Annotated in this window: 16 protein-coding genes and 1 tRNA gene; 9 read left to right on the top strand and 8 right to left on the bottom strand. The window is 65.2% G+C overall.

Translation table 11 applies throughout. The features are described from left to right. The first annotated feature begins 119 nt into the window (after positions 1-119). On the top strand, positions 120-833 hold the full coding sequence (locus J1M81_RS06560; protein ID WP_206497780.1) for a GntR family transcriptional regulator: 714 nt from the start codon (positions 120-122) through the stop codon (positions 831-833). 443 nt (positions 834-1,276) lie between these two features. Here J1M81_RS06560 and J1M81_RS06565 read toward each other — a convergent pair whose 3' ends face one another. The 7 genes from J1M81_RS06565 to dcd form a co-directional block, all read right to left on the bottom strand. Beyond that, positions 1,277-2,356 carry a fused (3R)-hydroxyacyl-ACP dehydratase subunits HadA/HadB gene (locus J1M81_RS06565; protein ID WP_032387624.1) on the bottom strand — a complete coding sequence of 360 codons (1,080 nt, stop codon included), beginning with the start codon at positions 2,354-2,356 and terminating at the stop codon, positions 1,277-1,279. A gap of 83 nt (positions 2,357-2,439) precedes the next feature. After that, positions 2,440-3,384, bottom strand: coding sequence for an Hsp70 family protein (locus tag J1M81_RS06570; protein ID WP_308051228.1), 945 nt, complete (start codon positions 3,382-3,384; stop codon positions 2,440-2,442). A 161-nt stretch (positions 3,385-3,545) separates the two neighbouring features. Continuing rightward, entirely contained in the window at positions 3,546-3,833 is a 288-nt protein-coding gene (locus J1M81_RS06575) for an ANTAR domain-containing protein (RefSeq protein WP_027495414.1), read from the bottom strand. A gap of 150 nt (positions 3,834-3,983) precedes the next feature. Next, positions 3,984-5,054 carry a hypothetical protein gene (locus J1M81_RS06580; RefSeq protein WP_206497782.1) on the bottom strand — a complete coding sequence of 357 codons (1,071 nt, stop codon included), beginning with the start codon at positions 5,052-5,054 and terminating at the stop codon, positions 3,984-3,986. Positions 5,055-5,137: 83 nt separating this feature from the next. Next, positions 5,138-6,577, bottom strand: a complete 1,440-nt coding sequence (locus tag J1M81_RS06585) for a CYTH and CHAD domain-containing protein (protein WP_206497783.1) — start codon at positions 6,575-6,577, stop codon at positions 5,138-5,140. 55 nt (positions 6,578-6,632) lie between these two features. Further along, a complete protein-coding gene (locus J1M81_RS06590) occupies positions 6,633-8,249 on the bottom strand; it encodes an Hsp70 family protein (RefSeq protein ID WP_206497784.1) in 1,617 nt (538 codons plus the stop codon). Positions 8,250-8,354: 105 nt separating this feature from the next. After that, positions 8,355-8,933 carry a dCTP deaminase gene (dcd, locus tag J1M81_RS06595; protein ID WP_027495411.1) on the bottom strand — a complete coding sequence of 193 codons (579 nt, stop codon included), beginning with the start codon at positions 8,931-8,933 and terminating at the stop codon, positions 8,355-8,357. A 139-nt stretch (positions 8,934-9,072) separates the two neighbouring features. Between dcd and J1M81_RS06600 the strand changes: the two genes are divergently transcribed. From J1M81_RS06600 to J1M81_RS06620, 5 genes are all read left to right on the top strand, one after another. After that, complete coding sequence (locus J1M81_RS06600) at positions 9,073-9,801, top strand: hypothetical protein (protein ID WP_052067105.1); 729 nt, start codon at positions 9,073-9,075, stop codon at positions 9,799-9,801. Next, on the top strand, positions 9,798-11,912 hold the full coding sequence (locus J1M81_RS06605) for an Rv1355c family protein (protein WP_206497785.1): 2,115 nt from the start codon (positions 9,798-9,800) through the stop codon (positions 11,910-11,912). The genes J1M81_RS06600 and J1M81_RS06605 overlap by 4 nt, the downstream gene beginning before the upstream one ends. A 143-nt stretch (positions 11,913-12,055) precedes the next feature. Further along, on the top strand, positions 12,056-13,849 hold the full coding sequence (locus J1M81_RS06610; RefSeq protein WP_206497786.1) for a bifunctional diguanylate cyclase/phosphodiesterase: 1,794 nt from the start codon (positions 12,056-12,058) through the stop codon (positions 13,847-13,849). 19 nt (positions 13,850-13,868) lie between these two features. Then, a tRNA-Gly gene (locus J1M81_RS06615) sits at positions 13,869-13,942 on the top strand. A gap of 189 nt (positions 13,943-14,131) precedes the next feature. Beyond that, a complete protein-coding gene (locus J1M81_RS06620; RefSeq protein WP_206497787.1) occupies positions 14,132-15,106 on the top strand; it encodes a triacylglycerol lipase in 975 nt (324 codons plus the stop codon). Positions 15,107-15,110: 4 nt separating this feature from the next. Here the strand turns inward: J1M81_RS06620 and J1M81_RS06625 are convergent, their stop codons facing one another. Then, on the bottom strand, positions 15,111-16,298 hold the full coding sequence (locus tag J1M81_RS06625; protein WP_032367074.1) for a CdaR family transcriptional regulator: 1,188 nt from the start codon (positions 16,296-16,298) through the stop codon (positions 15,111-15,113). A 224-nt stretch (positions 16,299-16,522) separates the two neighbouring features. Here J1M81_RS06625 and J1M81_RS06630 point away from each other — a divergent pair, with 224 nt between their 5' ends. The 3 genes from J1M81_RS06630 to J1M81_RS06640 all read left to right on the top strand — a co-directional run bounded on the left by J1M81_RS06630 (position 16,523) and on the right by J1M81_RS06640 (position 20,694). Further along, the gene (locus J1M81_RS06630) at positions 16,523-18,211 is read left to right on the top strand and encodes an aldehyde dehydrogenase family protein (protein WP_241257790.1); all 1,689 of its coding nucleotides are present in this window, start codon (positions 16,523-16,525) and stop codon (positions 18,209-18,211) included. Between the two features lie 42 nt (positions 18,212-18,253). Then, the gene (locus tag J1M81_RS06635) at positions 18,254-19,840 is read left to right on the top strand and encodes a GMC family oxidoreductase (RefSeq protein WP_032374826.1); all 1,587 of its coding nucleotides are present in this window, start codon (positions 18,254-18,256) and stop codon (positions 19,838-19,840) included. Between the two features lie 155 nt (positions 19,841-19,995). Continuing rightward, positions 19,996-20,694, top strand: coding sequence for a hypothetical protein (locus J1M81_RS06640; protein ID WP_032367076.1), 699 nt, complete (start codon positions 19,996-19,998; stop codon positions 20,692-20,694). Positions 20,695-20,705 lie beyond the last annotated feature (11 nt).

Below are 20,705 nucleotides of genomic sequence, written 5' to 3' on the forward strand. Positions count from 1 at the left end.
CGCTGTAGAGCCTCCGCCGTAGTGCCTTGAATATCAGTACTACCATACTAGTGACGGGCAGCATTTCGTCAAGGCTTCGGCCCTGTGGGTCACCCACGAGGTCACGTTAGTCTTGACCGGTGAGCACACAGAGCAGCAGGAAAGTCACCGCACGGGAGCGGGCGTACCGAGAATTGCGCCTACGCATCGTGTCGCTGACGCTCCCCCCGGGTAGCCCGCTGTCGGAGAACGACCTCGCCGAGCAGATGTCCGTGAGCCGCACACCCGTCCGCGAAAGCCTGATCCTCTTGGCCGAAGAGGGTCTGGTTCAGGTCTTCCCACAACTCGGCACCTTCGTCTCGCGGGTCGACACCGACCGTGTTGCCGATGCCCAATTCGTCCGTGAGGCAATCGAAACCGCGTCTTTGAAAGATGCAGTCAACTCTCGCTCGGACGAGGACCTCGCTGCGTTGCGCGCCAATCTGGCAGCGCAGGACGAGCCGGGAATCGACATGGACCAGTTCTTCGACTTGGACGAGCAATTCCACCAGCTACTCCTCGCAGCCGGAGGACATTCCGCCGCATGGCGATCCGTCGAATCCGCGAAAGCTCATCTGGATCGGGCCCGACGACTCGGTCTGCGCGACACCCGTCCCATCCCCGACCTCATCGAACAACACACCGCAATAGTCGACGGCCTCGAAGCCCGAGACTTCGAGGCCGCCGCCCAGTCGATGCGCGAGCACCTGCGCGCCGTATTCGCCGACGTCGAATACATCAAGAGCAAGAGCCCACACCTGTTCTCCAACAGCAACGAACGCCCGACGCGCAAAGTCGTCTCCAGCTGGGAATGAGTGCGGCGCTGCCGCTCCGGCGGGTAGCTTGACCACCATGGACGATGAATCGAGCATCGAACCTCAGGACGACCCGCGGGCACAGTGGCGACAACTACCGGAGCCGGTGGAACCCACCCATTAGGGCCAGACCCTCGAGTCCGATACATCCATTTGGGACCACAAACCCAAGAACGACCCGAGCATGGACATCGTTCGCTGACTCGCGCAAGTGCCTTCTTCGGGTCACACCGCCTCGACGGCGTGGCTCAGCCGACACATTTACGCCCCTAGCAGCAATCCACACCCCCCACACGCGGCGTAAATTCCGAACAGGGGCGTAGATTGCAACCCCCACCCACACATCCACGCCCCCACCGACACATCAGCTCCCCACATTCGGAAACCCGACGCCGATCGGAGTCAGAAATCCGAAACCGAGGAGCCGATACGCGGCAACAGGCTCAGCCCAATTGCACTGTCGCAGTAGCGCGGTGGCCGAAGATTCGCTTGCCCTCGAAGGTCGCGCCGATCGAGATGACGGCCGTACGGGACTCCTCGTCCTTCGACTTGATCTTGCCGCCGAAGACGATTTCGGCCGGCTTGTGTGTGTCCACCGGGATCGGGGTGGTGAATCGAACGGTGTAGTCCTTCACCGCGCCTGGATCGCCGAGCCACTCGCTGATGAATCCGCCGCCGACACCCATGGTGAGCATCCCGTGCGCCAGGACGTTCTCGAGATCGATCATCTTGGCGAACTTCTCGTCCCAGTGGATCGGGTTCGCGTCACCGGCGACGCCGGCGTAGTTGACGAGATCTCCGCGAGTCAAACGCACTGTGCGCGTGGGCAACTCGTCTCCGACGTTCACCTCGTCGAACTTCCGAGTGGGCTGACCCCGGTACTCCTCGACGATGAGCGGCTCGTGCTCCTGGGGAGTGGACAGGGTGTCGTGCTCACTCGCCTCGGCACTGCTGGTGTCGGTCGTCGCACCGAACATCACGATGTTGCGAGCCGCCTCGGAGATGGCCGGATCGATCTCGCCGGATCGCCCGACGAGCAGCGTGGTGTACGTGGTCTGCACCAGTTCGTTCTTCTGGTTGGACACGACGTTCTTGGTGATCATCATGTCTCGACCCATGACCGTCTTGAACGCGTCGAGGGAGACATCGCAGGTCAACTGGTCACCGGCCAGAATCGGCTTCTGGAACACCAGTACCTGATCGGTCTGCAGAATCTGGCTGAGGTCGTAGCCCTCGGCGATGGACTGCAACAGCTTCTTCTGCGCCAGAGTGCCGACCAACGACATGAACGTCAGCGGGGCCACGAGAGCGCTGTGGCCCAGCGCTGCTGCGGCATCGCCGTCCCAGTGGGCGGGGTGGAAATCCTGAACGGCACGGGCGTACTCGCGAACCTTCTCGCGGCCCACCTCGTAGTAGTCCTCGGTGCGGTAGTGATACCCGACCATGCTGCGCGCGTGCTCCGCCGGATCGAATGCTCCCGCATCGGATGCTGCTGCGCCGGACTCCGCTACCTGCTCTGCCACTGTTGCCCCACCGTCTCGTCCCTACTGTTCATCATTACCCGAGCAACCTACCCAACGACGACGCACGTTGGCCAGGAAGGGGCTCAGGCAGAACGGTGCCGCGGGGCGTCCCGGTACCCCACCATGCCCACCATCGCGGCCGGCTGCGTCAGCACCGACGCACTGCTCATCGCACCGCGCGGACGGTGTTGGCGCGACGCGACCGCATCGATTGCCATCAGGGCAGCCCCGTGCGCAGTGAGGGACTCGGGATTGGCAGGCACGACGACGGGCAACATCAGATCGCGTCGAAACATCCGACGAAGCGACGGCAGGTTGGCGCATCCGCCCACCATCACCAACGCATTCACGGCGCAGGGTGCGTCGACGATGATGCTGGCCACCCAATCTTCCAGTGATCGGATACTGCGCTCGAGAACATCGTCGAACGTGTTGCGCCACAACCGGACCGGTCCGCCGACGAACGGCCCGGTGACCTCGGCCACCCGCAGGCGTGACAGCTGTTCGCGTGCCGTGCGAACGGACACCAGCAACTCCGCGCGGGCCCGTTCCGAGGCCAATTCGTCTGCCCCGTAGACGGACAGAAGGTAACGCGAGATCTGGGCGTCACACCCGATCCCGCCGAACAACGTGGTGCGGACCGAACTGTGCACCGCTCCCGTGGCGGGGTCGGCAATGGACACGGTGGTTCCCGACGCCCCGATGTCGCACACGGCCACGGTGCGCGCACCCTCGAGCATCCCCGTGCCGCGTAGATACCGAAGTTGTGCCCCGAGCTCCGACGCCACCAGCAGACGATCGGCCTCGTACGTCGAATATGCCGACGTGCGTCCGCGCGCACCGGGATCGTCCGGAACGGCGAGAACGATGTCCGGTCGATCCACCGTCTGATCCCGCGACATCGAATCCAACAGATCGAGCGCGACCTGCAGATGGTCGTCCGGATCGAACGATCGCACGACGTGCGCAGAACGTACCGACTCGTCCGACGCATCCAGGGCTACACCCCGGGCAATGGCTGAACCCACCGAGACACCAAGGACAGATCTCATGTTCCCTCGACTCGCCTAGCTACTCCGACCTGGCGATCGTAGCGCCTCGAACCGTCGAGGAGTCGGTAAATGCCCTGTTCTATTCAACTTTCGGTTTGTTTTGGGATTCGTTACAACAACTCGGACCACGAGTTGGGTCAGGCGACGTGCCCGAACCCGTCCCGACGGTCGGCGAGCAACGAGCCCCACTCTTCCTGCGCCGACGACATTGCGGCACAGCCCACGCCGTTGTCGGAGTCCATTCCTCGTGCCGCAGTGACGATGGATCGAGCCGACTGCACGAGAGAAACATCGAAACGGAAACTGTGCGCTGCCAATTCGGCGAACGCCTCATCCGGACTGCAGCCGCGCAAGGCAATGAGGACACCCACCGCCCTGTCGATGGTCGTGCGCGTCACCGGTTCTACTGCGGATTTGTCGGTCATCGAGAACTCACCGTCTACTGGTCGATCACCCGATGGTAGCCAGGCTCGAGCAGAAGTTCAGGTGTCCGAGTCGAATTCACACACCTGTCACACCACGGACTTTTCGAAGTAGCGAACCCGCTCGCTCACAACGGATTATCGACAAAATCGTCACTCGGCCGGATCGATGACAGGTGGTTCCTCCGTCCGAGGCGCGGGATCCGTCGGCCCCGAAGGCTCCGTGGGTTCGGTCGGCTCCGTGGGCTCCACGGGCTCGGTCGGCCCCGTGGGCTCCGCCGGCTCCGTGGGCTCGGTCGGACCCGGTTCCGTGGGATCGGGGACGTCCGTATCGGTGGGAGCTGTGGTTTCGTCGTTGGTCGGCGGAGTCTCGGTCCCGGGCTTCGAGATCTCTGTTTTCGTATCCCGACCACCGGGGGCGGAATTGCCGCCACCCGAGTTGCCCCGTCCCGTCGACGACGAACTCGGTGCGTTCGACGTCGCACTCGGGGCGGCCACCGGGACCGCGTCGATCCAGACGTCGCCCGACCCGGAGCGGGCGGTCGACACATCCAGAACACCCGCGCCGATCGGTGGAACCGCGGACGGCCCAGCCACAGGAACAACCGGCCCGGCGCTCGACGCCGGCCGACCGGGCGTCGATGGGGCGATGCTGGAATCTGCGGTATCGAGTACTGCGTCCTGAGTCGGCGCGGGCGAGGAGAACGCCCACACGGTTGCCCCACTCAGAGCAGCCAGCACGGCCACACCCAATCCGACCATGGTCCATCGAGATCCCCGCGACGCAGCATCGTATTCTCCGGCCCGATCGTCCCAGTCGGGTTGCCCCGCAGCGATCTCGTCACCCGACGGACGGCCCGTCCTGGACGCGGCACCGACGACGGCGGCGGCCACGTCCAACGGGTACTCGTCGGGCAACCGCGGATCGTCCATCGCCAATACCTCGACGTCGACGACGCGGTGGTCGGCCAGCGCGGCCCGAACGATCTCGCCGTGCAGAAGGTTGTCGCAGACCACGGCGGCACCGTCGACGATCAGGTCTCGTTGAGCTGCCTGTACACGCATGATTCCGAGAACCGTCGCAACGGCGTCACCGATTCCGCCGGGGGCAGCGGCGATCGACACGGGTCGCGAGGTAACCGGGCCCAGACCCGGCAGATCGGTTTCGACCAAGACGGCCGAGATCTCATCGGTTCCGACGTGAACGCCCAACGCAACGGACATACCCGTCGACACCCCCTACTCGATTCGGTCTCATAGTACACTTCGAGGGTTTAAACGGGGAAAACGACGGTTTGTGTACTCGGTCAGAACTCCAGCTTGCTCGCCTCGTCACGAGCCAGTTCGGCTGCACGGCGCTCACGCTCGAAGAGGAGTCCGAACGTGAACCCGTTCTCGCCGGAGGTGGTTCCCGCTCGAGCCCCGAGGGTACGCAGAATCTCCGCCGCGATGACGGCATCCTGATGCTCGCCCAGAACTTCTTGAATCTGCTTGTATCTCTTGATATTCGACTTGGACACCTTCTTGTCCACGACGGGTGCCACCAACTCGGCCGCATACCGAGCCCGCTTCGAGGCCTTCCTCCCGCGGTGCAGTTGCTCATCGTCGGTGCCTCGCACAGCCTTCTCGGTGCGGTCTACGGCCTTCTTACCGGCCTTGCGCGCCAGCTTGATCAGCAACCGCTCGCTCACCTCGCCGTCGATCGGCAATCCCCTCGACCAGGCAGCCACGGTCGTGAGCATCTCTCGGTACCGCTCGCCGTCGAGCTCGGCCATCGCAGCTTCGCGGTGGCGGATCTGCTCGGCGAGCAGGTCGTTCTCGATACGCGACGCCACCGGGCCCAGAACCAGTTCCGACGGAAGGTCTCGCAGCGCCGCTGCAAACCGCGCCCGCTGCACCTGCCGATCTCGCACCTCGCCGAGCAGGCTTGCATACCAGGACAATTCGGCTTCGAGTGCGGCCGCGGGCTCGTCCTCGAACACGCTGCCGAAGACGCGAAGCGTACTGCGGTAGCGCCTGATGGCCACCCGCGTGGAGTGAATCGGATCCAGTCCGCGGCGCAGATACACGTCGCCGGCCACGATGGCCTGCGCTTGCTCGTCGAGATAATCGACGAGCAACCGAAGCCCGTCGTGCGCCGGCTCCTCCCGAACCACCGACAGCGCACGGTTCAACTTGGATGGATGTGCCGACGGCGTCGCACCCGACGCGCGAAGCACCTTGCTCGCCTTCTTCAGGAACGATTCCGAGCCGGCCGGCCCGAGCTCGACTTCCACCTCACGCCACTGCGGCCCGGTCGCGCCGCCGATCAGGACGACCGACACCGCGTCGTCGGCGAATTCGGCCACGACGGCTCCGGATGCATCGGTGACGGTACGAATCTTCCGACGCGTCGTCAGGGTGGCGACAGCCGACAACTGCTTGCCCATGACCGCCCCGCGCAGTACGTCGGCCAGCTCGTCGGGCACGACCTGCGGGTCGCCGTGACCGAGTGGAAGCCTGATCTCGGTTCGCGCCTTCTCCGCAGGAACCTTTGCGTGCCAACCGTTGTCGGAGTCTCCGGTGCGTCGCCGAAGGGTGATTCCCCGACGCAGCAGATCGTGACCGGTGGTGTCGAAATACTCGCTGACCAGTTCGATGTCGGTCTCCACCGCCGCGCCGTCGGCAGGAACGAGCGAGGTGAGGGAGGGGAACTCGAAGTCTGCATCGACATCGAACTTGTCTTCGCGCTCGGTCTGTGACTCCATACCGACCATCCTGCCTCGAGGATGCTGCCCCGTGGCGGTCGAAACCGTAGATCTATCACCGCCACGGCGAAACGAACGGCGGTGTCTGCGGTCGCCGAGGCGTGGTTATCGTGGGTTTCGTCGGGGTCGAGGCGCGAGTGGTGTTGTGCGGCACCGTCGTTGTGGTCGGTGCAGTGGTTGTCGGCGCAGTGGTTGTCGGCGCAGTGGTTGTCGGCGCAGTGGTTGTCGGCGCAGTGGTGGTCGTGGGGTGAGTCGGAGCCGTCGTGGTGGTCGGAGCCGTGGTCGTCGTCGGAAGTCGAGTGCCTTCACGCGCGGGCCGAAGGACAGTGACGTCAGGAATCGTGCGGGTTGGAGGCGGTGACTCGGCACTGTTCGGCGAGGTGGGTGCAGGAGAGGACGTCGAGACTCCGGATGTCGGAGACGTCGAGGACGACGCGGCCCCGTCCGTGGCCGACACCGAGGGCGGCGTCGACACGGACGGTGAGCCGTCCACCGCCGGCATCACAGCCTGCGATCGGGCGGAGGGCGACGCGTTCTGGGAGGTCGCGATCGACGGTTCGGGGGTGTCGTCGGTGGTCCGGGCCGCTGCCGCGACCACGGTTCCGGCCACGCACACCGCAACGAGCGCGGCGAGTGCGCCCCCGACGCGGCGGGACTTCGCTGCCCTGGCCATTCGCCGAGACGGGCTGCCGCTGTGCCGCGGACGACGGGAGGGCACGGCGGTCACGGCGGTCACGGCGGTCACGGCGGTCACGGCGGTCACGGCAGGGGCCGGTGCAGGCCTGGCTCCCACGGTCCGCGCGATCCCGGCTGCCCCACGGGCGGCCAACAATTCCGGTCGTTCCGGAACGTAGACGGGCACCGACACGGCGTCGAACAGTGTCTGCCGAACGATCTGCATGTTGGCACCGCCGCCGACTGCGACGATCGCCTCCACGTGAACGCCGCTCGCGGCGACGGACTCGAGCACGTCGACGGCTGTGAAGACTGCCGCACGAACGGCGTCGCCGATGAGCTCGTCGAGGTCGTGTCGCCACAACGACGCGCGACCGCCGACGAACGGCCCGACGACAGAGACGCTGCGCAGGATCGACAGCTGGTGTTTGCCGTCTTGCACGTCGTGCACGAGCTGTCGACGAGCTGCCACCGTCAACGCCTCCGCCGCGCCGAACGTCTCGATCAGGTGGTCGCTGAGCACACGGTCGCACTCGTCGCCGCGGAGTTCTTCGGTGCGATGCGAGGCCAGGACGCGACCGGACTCGACGTCGACCACCGACACGCTGGTGCCGGATGCGCCGACGTCGAACAGCGCGACGCAACGCTCACCGGCGAGCACTCCGGTTTCTCGTAACGCGCCCAGCTGCGCACCCAGTTCGGATACGAGCACGATGCCGTCGGAGAAGTCCTCGCGGAAGGCCGTGTCGGGATCGCTCTCACGAAGGGCGAGCACCGGGTAGTGGCGAGTGGACGCGTATTCGTCTGCCGTGCTGTGCACCGATGCGACGACGGCATCCCAGGGATCCGGGGCGAGACCGTTGGGCGCGGGCCCGGTGGCAACCGGTTCGAGGACGTGGAGCACCGTGTCGACACCCGAGCTGTCGCTGATCACACTGCGGACGCCACTCGACCCCAGGGAAGCGCCGAGGACGGTCGGATCGGGTACCGCGGACACGAGAAACCTCATTCTGGTAGGCCCCAACCCACGTTCGAGCACCAGAATACCGCTACAACCGGGAACTCACCAGGTTTCGTCCAAGAAAACAGACCGAACGTTGGTCTATGTCACGTCCGACTGGATGAAGTTCAGATACGCCTTCGACGGAGTGGGACCACGCTGCCCCTGATACTTGGAGCCGACCGCGGCGCTGCCGTACGGATTCTCCGAGGGTGACGACAGCCGGAACAGGCACAGCTGCCCGATCTTCATTCCCGGCCACAGCGTGATCGGCAGGTTGGCGACGTTGGACAGCTCCAACGTGATGTGACCGCTGAATCCCGGGTCGATGAATCCTGCCGTCGAGTGCGTGAGCAGTCCCAGCCGGCCCAGAGAGCTCTTCCCCTCGAGTCGACCCGCCAGATAATCCGGCAACGTCGTCAGTTCGAGAGTGGAACCGAGGACGAATTCCCCCGGATGAAGAACGAACGGCTCACCCGCTCGTGGCTCCACCAACGTCGTCAGCTCGTCCTGCTGCTGGGACGGATCGATGTGGGTGTACCGGGTGTTGTTGAACACCCGGAACAGCTTGTCGAGTCGCACATCGACGCTCGACGGCTGCACCATCGACGGATCGAAGGGATCGATCGCCAGGTTGCCCAGGGTCACTTCGGCACGAATGTCACGGTCGGAGAGCAGCACCACTGCAGGCTACTGGTCCTCACGGGCTTACGCGAAGCACCCGAGTGACCACTTCCACAGGTACGTGCGGACCGAACAGTCGGACAATCGATCGGTCACACCTCTCACATTCGGTGACACTCCCTCAGGAAGAGCCCCTATGTACATTCGACCCGAGCACATTCGAATCGACGTTCCTTCGTACTTCGATCACCCCTCCCAGTGCCACATTCTGGCCACGACTCCCACCCGAAGTCCCGCTTTGTGGACGCAGTTTCTCGACGGTGCCGAAGAAAGCTATCGACGCCACGACGTGACACCAGCGCTCGAGATATCGACAATTCGCGACGGCGGGACCACCGCATTGTTCTTCGCCGCTCTCGACCGAACCGGAACGATCCTCGGCGGAGTTCGCGTTCAAGGGCCGTATTCTTCGGCCGATCAATCTCACGCACTCGTCGAATTCGCCGCGCATCCCGAGGGCCGACACCGCGTTCGCGCGATGCTCGACAGCCGCATCGAGGACGGGGTCGTCGAGATCAAGTCGGCGTGGGTTGCCCCGGGAGCACCCCGAGGCCGCGCCGTCACCACCATGATCGCGCAGTCACCGGCGTACAGCACAGCACTGCTGGGCGCTCGTTACGCGCTGGCCACTGCCGCCTCCCACGTCCGCGCCGCGTGGCTGCGCACCGGAGCAGCGATCGCAACGCACATCGAACCGGTGCCCTACCCCGACGACCGATACCGAACCGAGGTGTTCTGGTGGGACCGAACGACTCTCGCGTTCGATGCCGAACTCGAGACGTGGCGGCGCATGAAACGCAACACGGTCTCGCTGCTCGCACAGCACGGCACGTCGAAGAACCTGCACTCGGCGGTGGCGTCGTGACGATTCCCATCACTGCCGAATACAGCTGGCAGCCTGTGATATTCGACGAGACGGTCGCCACACAGCGGGCCGCCCTGGACGAGCTACGGGGTGACACCTCGATCACCGTTCTCGACGAACGCGCCACCCAGCGAGCCGGACTGCATGCATTGTTGCCGAGCCCCGAGCAGAGCCTTCTCGACGAAAGCGACAGGTGGGTCTATTTCCCGTGGCGCAATACCGTCGTCGCCGTTCTCGGTCCGAATTCGTATCGGCACCTCCGACTGGACCGAAACAGAAACAAGATAACCCTCGAGGAACAGCAGAAATTGGGAGATCTCACGATCGGCGTCATCGGATTGAGCGTCGGACACGCCATTGCGCACACTCTCGCACTCGAGGGAATCTGCGGAACTCTTCGCCTCGCGGATTTCGACGAGATAGAACTGTCGAACCTCAACAGGATTCCGGCGTCGATCATCGATCTGGGTGTCAACAAAGCGATCGTCGCCGCCCGGCGAATCGCCGAAATAGATCCGTACCTGACGGTGGAGGTCTTTCGGAACGGGATCGACGAGACCACGATCGACGAGTTCTTCGACGGACTCGACCTGCTCGTCGAGGAATGCGACTCCCTCGACATCAAGGTCCGCGCACGAGAGGCGGCCAGGTCGCGTCGAATCCCCGTACTGATGGAGACCTCCGATCGAGGTCTGCTGGACGTCGAGCGATTCGACCTCGAACCACAGCGGCCGGTGTTTCACGGCGTACTCGGCGACATCGAGTCCGCCGGCCTGCACGGACTCGGAACCCGCGACAAGATTCCCATCGTGCTCGATCAGCTCGACGCCTCCCTGCTCTCGGCTCGGATGGCGGCCTCGATGGTGGAGGTGGGCGAAACGATCGAGACGTGGCCCCAGCTGGGCGGCGACGTCCAACTCGGGGGTGCCACCATCGCCGCGGCGGTCCGACGCTTCGGGACCGGAGCGCACCTACCGTCCGGACGTATCCGCATCGATCTCGAGGTGCACCTCGACGGGCTGAACACGCCGGCCCCCACCCGCAGACAGGTCTCGGGTGATGCGGCCGGTCCGCAGAGTGTGGATTCCCACGACTCGATACTCGAAGCGGCACGACGAGCGCCTTCCGGCGGAAACAGTCAGCCGTGGACCTTCTCCTCGAACGGGCGAACCTTCCGGATCGACGTCGATCGATCCCGAACGTCCACCCTCGATATCGCGTACCGCGGCAGCTTCGTCGCTGTGGGCGCAGCCGGATTCAACGCGCGCGTGGCCGCCGCCGCCCAGGGCACGCTCGCCGGCATCGAGATCACCGACGAGGCGGTCGAGCTGTCGTTGCGCGACGGCACCGCCGGGCCGATCACCGATCGACGCCTCCTCGACGCCGTGCTCACCCGATCCACGGACCGAGAGCTCGGGTCACCGTCGACGCTGGACGATGCGGTGGTCGCCGATCTCGTTGCGGCCGCAGCCGCCGAAGGCGGACGTGCCGTGCTGTTGACGACGCGCGAGTCCATCACCGCGGCAGCGGACATTCTCGCGGCCGCCGACCGGATTCGGTATCTCACGCCGCATCTGCACCGCGAGATGTTCTCCGAACTGCGCTGGGCAGGCGATCCGGACCCGGATCGGGGCATCGACGTCGCCAGCCTCGGCATCGACGCCGCAGACCTGTCCACGCTGGACATCATCGGGCGGCCCGACGTCATGGCGCTCGTGGCTGCCTGGAACGCAGGCGCTGCCCTGGCCACCGACATGCGCGATCGCGTATCGGCGAGCTCCGCGCTCGCAGTGATCGTGGTGCCCGGATCGACTCCGGCGCATTACATCCGGGGTGGATTTGCAACGGAGAACGTTTGGGTGACTTCACATCTGCACGCACTGGCAGTTCAACCCGTCTCGCCACCGTTCCTCTACGCGCGCACGACGGACGAGCACCGGGAATTGTCTCCGACCCACGCAGAGACGTTGCAGCAGTTGAACTTCGAGCTGCGGACGTTGGCGAAGCTGGACGAGGCCGAGTCGATCGCTCTGGTGTTGCGGCTCGGTACTGCGCCACGAGGCGCGATATACAGTCGCAGAGTCGCGGTTTCGGCGTCCTTACCGGGGTAGAGTCCGGCATAGACCAGGGGGAACAGTCCTGCACTGCGTCTACAGGAGCGGTTCACGAGACCGCGTCGACGAGAGGCGGGAGTAGGGCCCTGGAGAACAGTCGGACACTCGAGGTCCTCGTCACCGGCGTCGCCACCGAGCTCATGGGCGTCGACGCGGCGACGGTGCGAGAAGCATACCTGTCGGTACTGCGTCAGCTCGTGGACTACCTCGGCATCGATTTCAGCTTTCTCCGGCACCACGATTTCGATGCCCGGGCAACCAGACTCACCGCGGAATGGCCACCGCGCCTGAGCGTGCCCGATCCCGACCCCCTGGCCGTCGTCTACTTCGACGAGGCCGACTCGGTCTTCGCGATGGCCGAAACACTGTCCGAACCGGCAGTGTTTCGGCCCGACCCGGAGCAGGAGGACTATCGCCGACGCGTCGAGACCGCCTCGGGATTGAGCGCCACCTCGATGGCCGTCGTGCCGCTGCTGCACTCCGAACGCACCACCGGAATTCTGGGCTTCATCAAAGTGGGAGACCGGAGTTGGTCCGAAGCAGAACTGAACGCCCTCAAAGCAATTGCTGCTCTGCTGTCACAATTGCAGGCGCGAGTCAGCGCCGAGGAACAGATCAGGTTCTCGGCCTTGCACGACGGTCTCACCTCACTCCCGAACCGCACCGCACTCACGCAGCACCTCCGTGACCGACTCGATCCGTCGATGCCCGGTCCGGTGGCGGTGTTGCACATCGACCTGGACCGCACCAAGGCGCTGAACGACTTTCTCGGACACCTCGCCGGCGACCAGTATCTCCAGGCTGTCGCCGACCGTCTGCAGGCGTTCGTCGACGAATCGGCGAGTCTCGCGGCCCGCCTGAGCGGCGACGAGTTCGTCGTGGTCCTGGCGGGCCCGTGCTCGCACCGCGTCGCCACCGACCGTGCCCGCACGATCGCCGAGTCGATACAGGCACCGGTCACTCTCGGTGTCGAGAGAATCGGTCGCAGCGCCAGCATCGGAATCGCCTTCGGCGAGCCCGGCACCCACACCGCCGACTCTCTGCTCCGGCAAGCAGGGCAAGCCGCTCTGGTGGCCAAGCGTGCTGGTGGACATCACATCTCGCTGTTCACCGACGAGATGCACGCGCAATCCGAACTCCGCAACGACGTCGAGATCCATCTGCGTGACGCCATTGCAGGCGACTCGCTGACGTTGCACTTCCAACCCGAGGTCGACCTCGTCACCGGGCGCATCACTGCGGTGGAGGCACTGGTTCGGTGGCGTCACCCCACCCGCGGGCTGCTACCACCGTCGGCCTTCATTCCAGTGGCGGAGGAGACGAACCTCGCCGGCGAGCTCGGTCGGTGGGTTCTCGACCACGCGTGCCGGACCTTGGCGGCGTGGCAACGGGACATCCCCGGCCTCGACATCGTGATGCGCGTGAACATCTCGCCCGTACAGCTGGTCACCACCGGCTTTGCGGCCACCGTGGCGAGCGCCCTCGACGAATTCTCGATCGCGGGCTGCAACCTGTGCCTGGAGATCACCGAAGTGGCCGTCGTACAGGATCTTTCGCGTACTCGAGTGACTCTCCGAGAACTGCGGGACCTCGGCGTGCAGGTGGCGATCGACGACTTCGGTACCGGATACAGCTCACTGTCACACCTCAAGGAACTGCCCGTCGACGCGCTCAAGATCGACCGCGCGTTCGTCACCGACCTCGGATCGGGAGCGACCGACGACCTCGCGATCGTCCAGTCGATCATCGGGCTCGCGCACGCGTTCGGCCTGAGCATCATCGCCGAGGGCGTCGAAACCGAGAGTGCCAGGAGCACATTGGTGGCCTTGGGCTGCACCCGCGCTCAGGGCTACCTCTTCTCCGAACCGGTGCCGGCCGAGGACGCCCAGGCCCTGCTGCACGGTGTACGCATCGACGTCGGGCCACCCTGCTAATCTGGACGCCGCACCACACGCCGGTGTAGTTCATTGGTAGAACGCGACCTTCCCAAGGTTGAGAGGCGGGTTCGATTCCCGTCACCGGCTCCACGTTTTCCTTGTCGGCGGTAAACCCGTCTTTCGATCGATCCCCTGCGTCTGCACCCTCGCCGTCACCGGTAGCTCGGTCGGCAATCGGCATGCGACACAAAAATCGCTACAGAACTATTGTTGTGACTTTTATGCGTTCATGTCCGAATTCGTAGGGACATTTCACAACTGCAGGAATACCGTGTGATCATGCGCGGACCACGCCGAAGTCTGATTCTTCTCGTCGTCGCACTCACCGCTGCACTGTCGGCCTTGTCGACCCAAGCGGCACCACTCGCACATGCCGGCCCGCTCATGCCCATCGCAGTTGCACCGCCGCAACCCGACCACGCCGATGCCATTCGGTACGCGTCGACCAACCGCGACGCCGCCCCGCCCGGGGCCAACGACATGAGCTGCGTGCCCTCTGCCGAGCACCCCAATCCTGTCGTTCTCGTCCACGGCACCGACGCCACCGCCTACTCCGATTGGGCCGGCTTCTCCCCCATCCTGCAGGCCGCGGGCTTCTGCGTCTTCGCGATCAACTACGGCGCGTCGCCGGACGGTAAGTCCAACGGCTACGGCGTCATCGAAGACAGTGCAGCACAACTGAAATCGATGACGGCAACCATCCTCGACGCGACCGGCGCCGCGGCGGTGGACGTGGTGGGCTACTCGCAGGGTGCTGCCGTCGCCCGATACTTCGTCAACAGGCTCGGAGGGGCCGATGTCGTCGACCGATGGGTGGGAATCGCGTCACCGACCTACGGCGGCACCATGTACGGAGTCGCCCCCGTCGTCCAGGCCGTGCCCGGCGCGACCGGTCTGGTAGCCGACGAATTCGGCCCTGGCCTCGCCCAGTTGATGGCCGGATCGGACTTTCTCGAAAACCTCAACGCCGGCGGCGACACCGTCCCCGGCGTCGACTACACCTCGATCGCCACCAAGGTCGACGAGGTCATTCAGCCGTATACCAATGCGCTGCTGCGAGATCCGGGAGCGCACAACATCGTGATCCAGGACGTGTGCCCCGACACCGAGGTCGCCCACTTCACGTTCACCTACGACCCGACCGCGCTGCGTCTGGCGCTCAACGCACTCGACCCCGCGAATGCACGTCAGCCGTCCTGCGTTCCGGTACCGCTGGGAACGGGAATCCTCGACGTCGTGCTGGCCAGCCACTGACCCGTCAGGTCAGTAGTTGGTGGGCTCGAAGCCCGACATAGAGTTCGGCGGCCTGCACGGGATCACGGAAGTCGCGACCGGTGAGTTCGGCGATACGCCGCAATCGGTACAACACCGTATTGCGGTGGTAGTGCAGCTGTTCCGCGGCATCCTTGGTGGAGCCACCGCACGAGAACCACGCATCGAGAGTGGCGAGCAGACTCGTCCGCTCGGCGCGGGGCAACGCCAACAGATCGCCGAGGATCTGACGAGCCGCGATACGGCCGGATTTCGGGTCGCGCGCGAGCAGTAACGGCACCGGGACCGAGTCGTAGCGCACCGGCGTCGACGGCACAGAATCGGGAAAGCTGCACGACCGGGCCAGACGGGCCTGCCCCACGGCGTCACCGATTCCCGACGGCGACCGGAACACCGAACTGACACCGATCCGCCCCGGGCACAGTTCTCCGAAAGTGGCCAGTGCCGTATCGATGTCGGATTCCCGAGCGGCACAGAACAATCCGATGCTTCCGTCCACCTCGGCATCCCACACCGACTCGGTTCCCGCGGCCCGCAACCGAGCGACGACGCCTTCGATACCGAGTCCCGTCGACGAGGGTTCCTGGGATACCACCGCAAAAAAGCCGCGATCCGGAATTCGGAACGCACGCAGGGCATCCGCCGCCGCGGCCGGATTCGCGGCGTGATCGGCGAACAGCACCCGAATCAGCCGGCCGCGGGCTTCGGCGCTCTCGCGGGCTCGCATATCGGCGCTCTCTCGATACGCCTCGGCCGCCTCGTCGGAATACACGTCGACCAATGCCCACACCTGCGCCGCCATGTCCAGCAGCGCGTGGCTGGCCCGGCCGTGCGAACGCACCATCAACTCGTCCCAGACCAGCCGACCACCGAGCCGGAACGCGTGCAGCAATGCCGCCAGCGGTACACCTTGCTCGGCCTTGAGCCTGCCCGCCTGCTGCGCCGACTCGAGCCGAACCGGTGCACGCCCGGACAGCTTGCCCAACATCGAGGCCAGATTGCTGCGAGACGCTTCGTGGAGTTGATCCGCGGTGAGCAGCGTCGCCTCCAGATACGCGTGCTCGGCTCCCAGGATGCGCCGGACCAGTTCGCTCGCCAGCTCGTCGACGTCGTCGAGCATCGCCGCCGCCAGCTCGGTCGGTGACGGATGCAGAGCGGACTCGGTGGTGGTCATGACTGAACCATAGCCCGGCCGATGTAAGCCACACCACACCGAAACTGTGCGACGGCACAATCCGCTGCGCTCGATTGACAGCGGCGGCCCATAGCCTGCCGCCCCGAATGCGACCAGAATCACACTCGAAGCCGTGTATCCGAACGACGAGTGGAGACGAAAAGTTGACCAGCGAAGTCACCCCGCATCTGCAGCCTGTACCGACGAACGGACCGGACGCCTCCCTGGCGGTCGATACCGCTCTTGCCGACCTCGACGCAGGCGAGCAGACCTGGGGCAGGCTCGGCCTGGCCGACCGCCGGGCACTGCTCGAGCGCATGCACGCGCTCACCACGACGCACGCGCAGGAATGGGTGACCGCCGCCGCGTCGGTCAAGGGCCTCGACCCCTCGTCCAACCTGCTCGGTGAGGAATGGCTCTCCGGCCCGTACTCGTTTCTCGGCGGTCTCGGCACGCTCGCGCACACCCTCTCCGCGCTCGAGGCAGGCGGTAGCCCGCTGGCCGGAGCGAAGTTCGGAACAGCCCCGGGCGGACGAACGACCGTATCGGTGTTGCCGCTCAACAACTTCGAGAAGCTACTGCTCAACGGGTTCAGTGCCGAGGTGTGGCTCCGGCCGGGAATCGACCGTGCCACCGCACAGCGCACCGCAGGCCTCGCCCAACTCGACCCGACGCGCACCGCGGGCGTCGGCGTCGTCCTGGGCGCGGGCAACATCACCTCGATCGCCCCGCTCGACGCCTTGTACGAACTGATCGCCTTCAACCGCGTCGTCGCGCTCAAGCTCAACCCCATCATGGACCCACTGCTGCCGGTCTTCGAGAAGATCCTCGCCCCACTGGTGGACATCGGCGCACTGCGTCTGCTCACCGGTGGAGCCGACGTCGGCACTTACCTGGTCAATCACGATCGCGTCGACCACGTCCACATGACGGGCAGCGCAATCACCCACGACGCCATCGTCTTCGGCCCGGGACCCGACGGTGCCGCCCGTAAGGCGGCGAACCGGCCGATCCTGAACAAGGAGATCTCCAGTGAACTCGGTGGCGTCTCACCCACCATCGTGTTGCCGGGCGAGTGGAGTCGCGCAGACATCGAGTTCCAAGCCGAACACGTAGCCACCCAGCGACTGCACAACAGCGGATACAACTGTGTCGCTTCGCAGGTCGTCGTGCTGTCCTCGGAATGGAAGCAGCGCGACGAGTTCATCGCAGCCCTGCGCGCCGCACTCGACCGGGCACCTGCCCGCGCCCCCTACTACCCGGGCAGCGACAGACGGGTGTCCGACGCCACCGCCATGTACCCGTCGGCCGAACGGCTCGGCGACGGCGGTGGCCGGGTGCTCATCACCGACCTCGATCCGGGCGAGTACGCACCGCTCCTGCAGACCGAGTACTTCGCACCCGTCATGGGCGTCATCGAGTTACCCTACAGCGGAGCAGCATTCGCCGCCAAGGCCGTCCAGACGGCCAACGAGGAGTTCACCGGCACCCTCGGCATCAACATCATCGGCACGCCGAGCACCATCAAGGAACTCGGTGAGAAGTTCGACTCCATGCTTGCAGACCTGCGGTACGGCACCATTGCCGTCAATGCCTGGACCGCCCTCGGATTCCTCACCGCATCGGCCACCTGGGGCGCGTTCCCCGGCCACACCGTCGACGATGTGCAGAGCGGAATCGGCATCGTGCACAACGCATTACTGATCGACGGTGCCGAACGAACCGTGGTACGCGGACCCTTCCGCCCACTGTCGAGGTCGCTGATCAGCGGGGAGATGTCCATCTCCCCCAAGCCGCCGTGGTTCGTCACCAACAAAACCGCAGCATCGACCGGGAAACTGCTCACCGCATTCGCCGGAGCACCGTCCTGGACCAAACTCCCGGCAATATTCGCCTCCGCCCTGCGCGGCTGAGCAGCGTCCAACGACAGCTGCCGACGAACCCTGAGGACAATCATGAGCACACAGAACACAACCGCCGACTACATCGTCGTGGGCGCGGGCTCGGCCGGCGCAGTGGTGGCCAACCGGCTCAGCGCCGATCCCCGCAACAGCGTGATCCTGCTCGAGGCAGGCCCGGAAGACAAGAACAAGTTCGCCCACATCCCCGCCGCGTTCTCCAAACTCTTTCGTACCGAGGTCGATTGGGACTACCTCACCGAACCGCAGCCGGGGCTACGCGACCGCAGCATCTACTGGCCGCGCGGCAAGATGCTCGGCGGCTCGTCGTCGATGAACGCCATGATGTGGGTACGCGGATTCGCCGCCGACTACGACGAGTGGGCGGCCAATTCCGACGACTCGTGGTCGTTCCGCAACCTCGTCGGATACTTCCGCAAGATCGAGAACATCGAGGGCACAACAGAACTGGACGCCGGCACCGGCGGGCCGCTGATCGTGTCCCACCAGCGCAGCTCACGCCCGCTCACCTCGTCCTTCCTCTCCGCCGTCGAGGAAGCCGGCTACTCGGTGGAAACCCCCAACCTGCCCGAACCCACGGGCTTCAGCCGCACCATGGTCAACCAGAAACGCGGTGCCCGCTGGAGCACCGCCGACGCCTACCTTCGCCCGGCCAAGAAGCGCACCAACCTCACCGTCCTCACCGAGGCACAGGCCACCCGGGTTCTCTTCGAGGGCAGCGCCGCCGTCGGCGTCGAATACACCTCCGACGGCGTCACGCATACGGTGCGCGCACACAAGGAAGTCGTTCTGTCCGGCGGAGCCATCAACACACCGCAGCTGCTGATGCTCTCCGGCATCGGAGACAAGGAGCAGCTCGCAGCCCACGGCATCACCGTCCGGCACCACTCGCCGGACGTCGGGCAGAACCTCCTCGACCACCTGGCCGCCCTCATCGGATGGAAGACCGAGAAGGACTCCCTGTTCCACGCCGAGAAGATTCCCGAACTCATCAACTATCTCGCGCGCCGACGCGGCATGCTCACCTCCAACGTCGCGGAGGCATACGGCTTCATCCGGAGCCGCGAAGATCTGCCGCTGCCGGACCTCGAACTCATCTTCGGACCGGCCCCGTTCTTCGACGAAGGCCTGATCGCCGCCGACGCACACGCCGCGGTCATCGGCACAGTCCTGCTTCAACCCAAGAGCCGAGGCGAGATCACGCTCCGGTCCGCCGACCCCCTGGCCAAGCCCATCGTCGAGCCGCGTTACCTCAGCGACCCCGACGGAATGGACCGCAAGGCCATGATCGAGGGACTGCGCGTATGCGTCGCGCTGTCGGAGACCCCGTCCCTGAAGGGCCAGCTCGGGGACGTCGTACGCCCCAGGGTGGCGTCGAACATCTCCCCGGCGGATCTACTCACCGAGGCCCTGGAGCAGAACGCGCACACTCTGTACCACCCGGTGGGCACCGCGCGGATGGGCAACGATGCCGGCAGCGTCGTCGATGCCGCGCTGCGGGTTCGGGGTGTCGACCGACTCCGGGTCGCCGACGCATCGATCATGCCCAGCATCATCCGCGGCCACACCCATGCACCGTCGGTGATCATCGGCGAACGAGCCGCGGATCTGATCCTGGGCTGAGCCGAACGTGAACATGTCTGGTTTGACCGTTCACACCGTGGGGTAACAGGTCGGCACCGCTTCAATGCAGGCATCGCGATGAAGACCCATCCGATCGGCAAGCAGCGCCGAATAACCCACAACGCTCGAGAGACGAGCACGGAAGGTTGACCGACATGTTCACTGTTCGTAAAGCTTTGGCCGCCACCGCAATCGGTGCACTCACCATCGTCCCGCTCGCCGCGTGCTCCAGCGACGACGCATCCAGCACCACCGACGCAGCCACCTCCTCGGAATCGTCGGCCATGGAGACCACCGAGAGCACCCCCGAGCCCGCAGCCGAGGTCGCCGACCTCAGCAACGGCGTCGACACCGCAGTTGCTCTCGACCCCGGCTTCCTGGGCGCACTGACCACCCTCGGCCTCACGCCGGGCGTAGTCGGAACCGCAACTCTCGCAGACGGTTCCATTCGCTTCCCGATCACCGGTGGCGACGTCAAGTACTGGGAGCCCGGCACGGTCGACCCCTACGTGCAGGGCGAGATCAACCACGACGGCAGCGGATTGTCGCTGACCGCAGGCGAGACCGTGGTCGAGCTGACCAACTTCGACATCGACCCGGGCACGTCGCTGCTCACCGGTGACGTCACGGTCAACGGCGAAGAGGCTGCTGCCGACGCCGTGCTGTTCGACCTCGACGGCCGCACCCTGCAGCCGTTGGCAACCGGCCCCGAGAACACCGCCATCCTGCAGGGCACGCAGGTGAAGATCTCGGAGACCGCAGCCGGACTGCTCAACGACACGTTCAAGACCGACGCTGTCACCCCGGGACTGCTCGTCGGCGTTGCGACCATCACGGTCAAGACCGCCGCATAATCAGCTCCTGA

This window comes from Rhodococcus sp. KRD175 (assembly GCF_017168275.1).
GTDB lineage: Bacteria > Actinomycetota > Actinomycetes > Mycobacteriales > Mycobacteriaceae > Rhodococcoides > Rhodococcoides fascians.

What these genes read in the sequence shown, in the direction of transcription:
- J1M81_RS06575 (WP_027495414.1), bottom strand. Translation starts at nt 3,833, where the DNA reads ATGACCGACAAATCCGCAGTAGAACCGGTGACGCGCACGACCATCGAC.
- J1M81_RS06625 (WP_032367074.1), bottom strand. Translation starts at nt 16,298, where the DNA reads ATGACCACCACCGAGTCCGCTCTGCATCCGTCACCGACCGAGCTGGCG.
- J1M81_RS06585 (WP_206497783.1), bottom strand. Translation starts at nt 6,577, where the DNA reads ATGGAGTCACAGACCGAGCGCGAAGACAAGTTCGATGTCGATGCAGAC.
- J1M81_RS06580 (WP_206497782.1), bottom strand. Translation starts at nt 5,054, where the DNA reads ATGTCCGTTGCGTTGGGCGTTCACGTCGGAACCGATGAGATCTCGGCC.
- J1M81_RS06600 (WP_052067105.1), top strand. Translation starts at nt 9,073, where the DNA reads ATGTACATTCGACCCGAGCACATTCGAATCGACGTTCCTTCGTACTTC.
- J1M81_RS06620 (WP_206497787.1), top strand. Translation starts at nt 14,132, where the DNA reads ATGCGCGGACCACGCCGAAGTCTGATTCTTCTCGTCGTCGCACTCACC.
- J1M81_RS06610 (WP_206497786.1), top strand. Translation starts at nt 12,056, where the DNA reads ATGGGCGTCGACGCGGCGACGGTGCGAGAAGCATACCTGTCGGTACTG.
- J1M81_RS06635 (WP_032374826.1), top strand. Translation starts at nt 18,254, where the DNA reads ATGAGCACACAGAACACAACCGCCGACTACATCGTCGTGGGCGCGGGC.
- J1M81_RS06640 (WP_032367076.1), top strand. Translation starts at nt 19,996, where the DNA reads ATGTTCACTGTTCGTAAAGCTTTGGCCGCCACCGCAATCGGTGCACTC.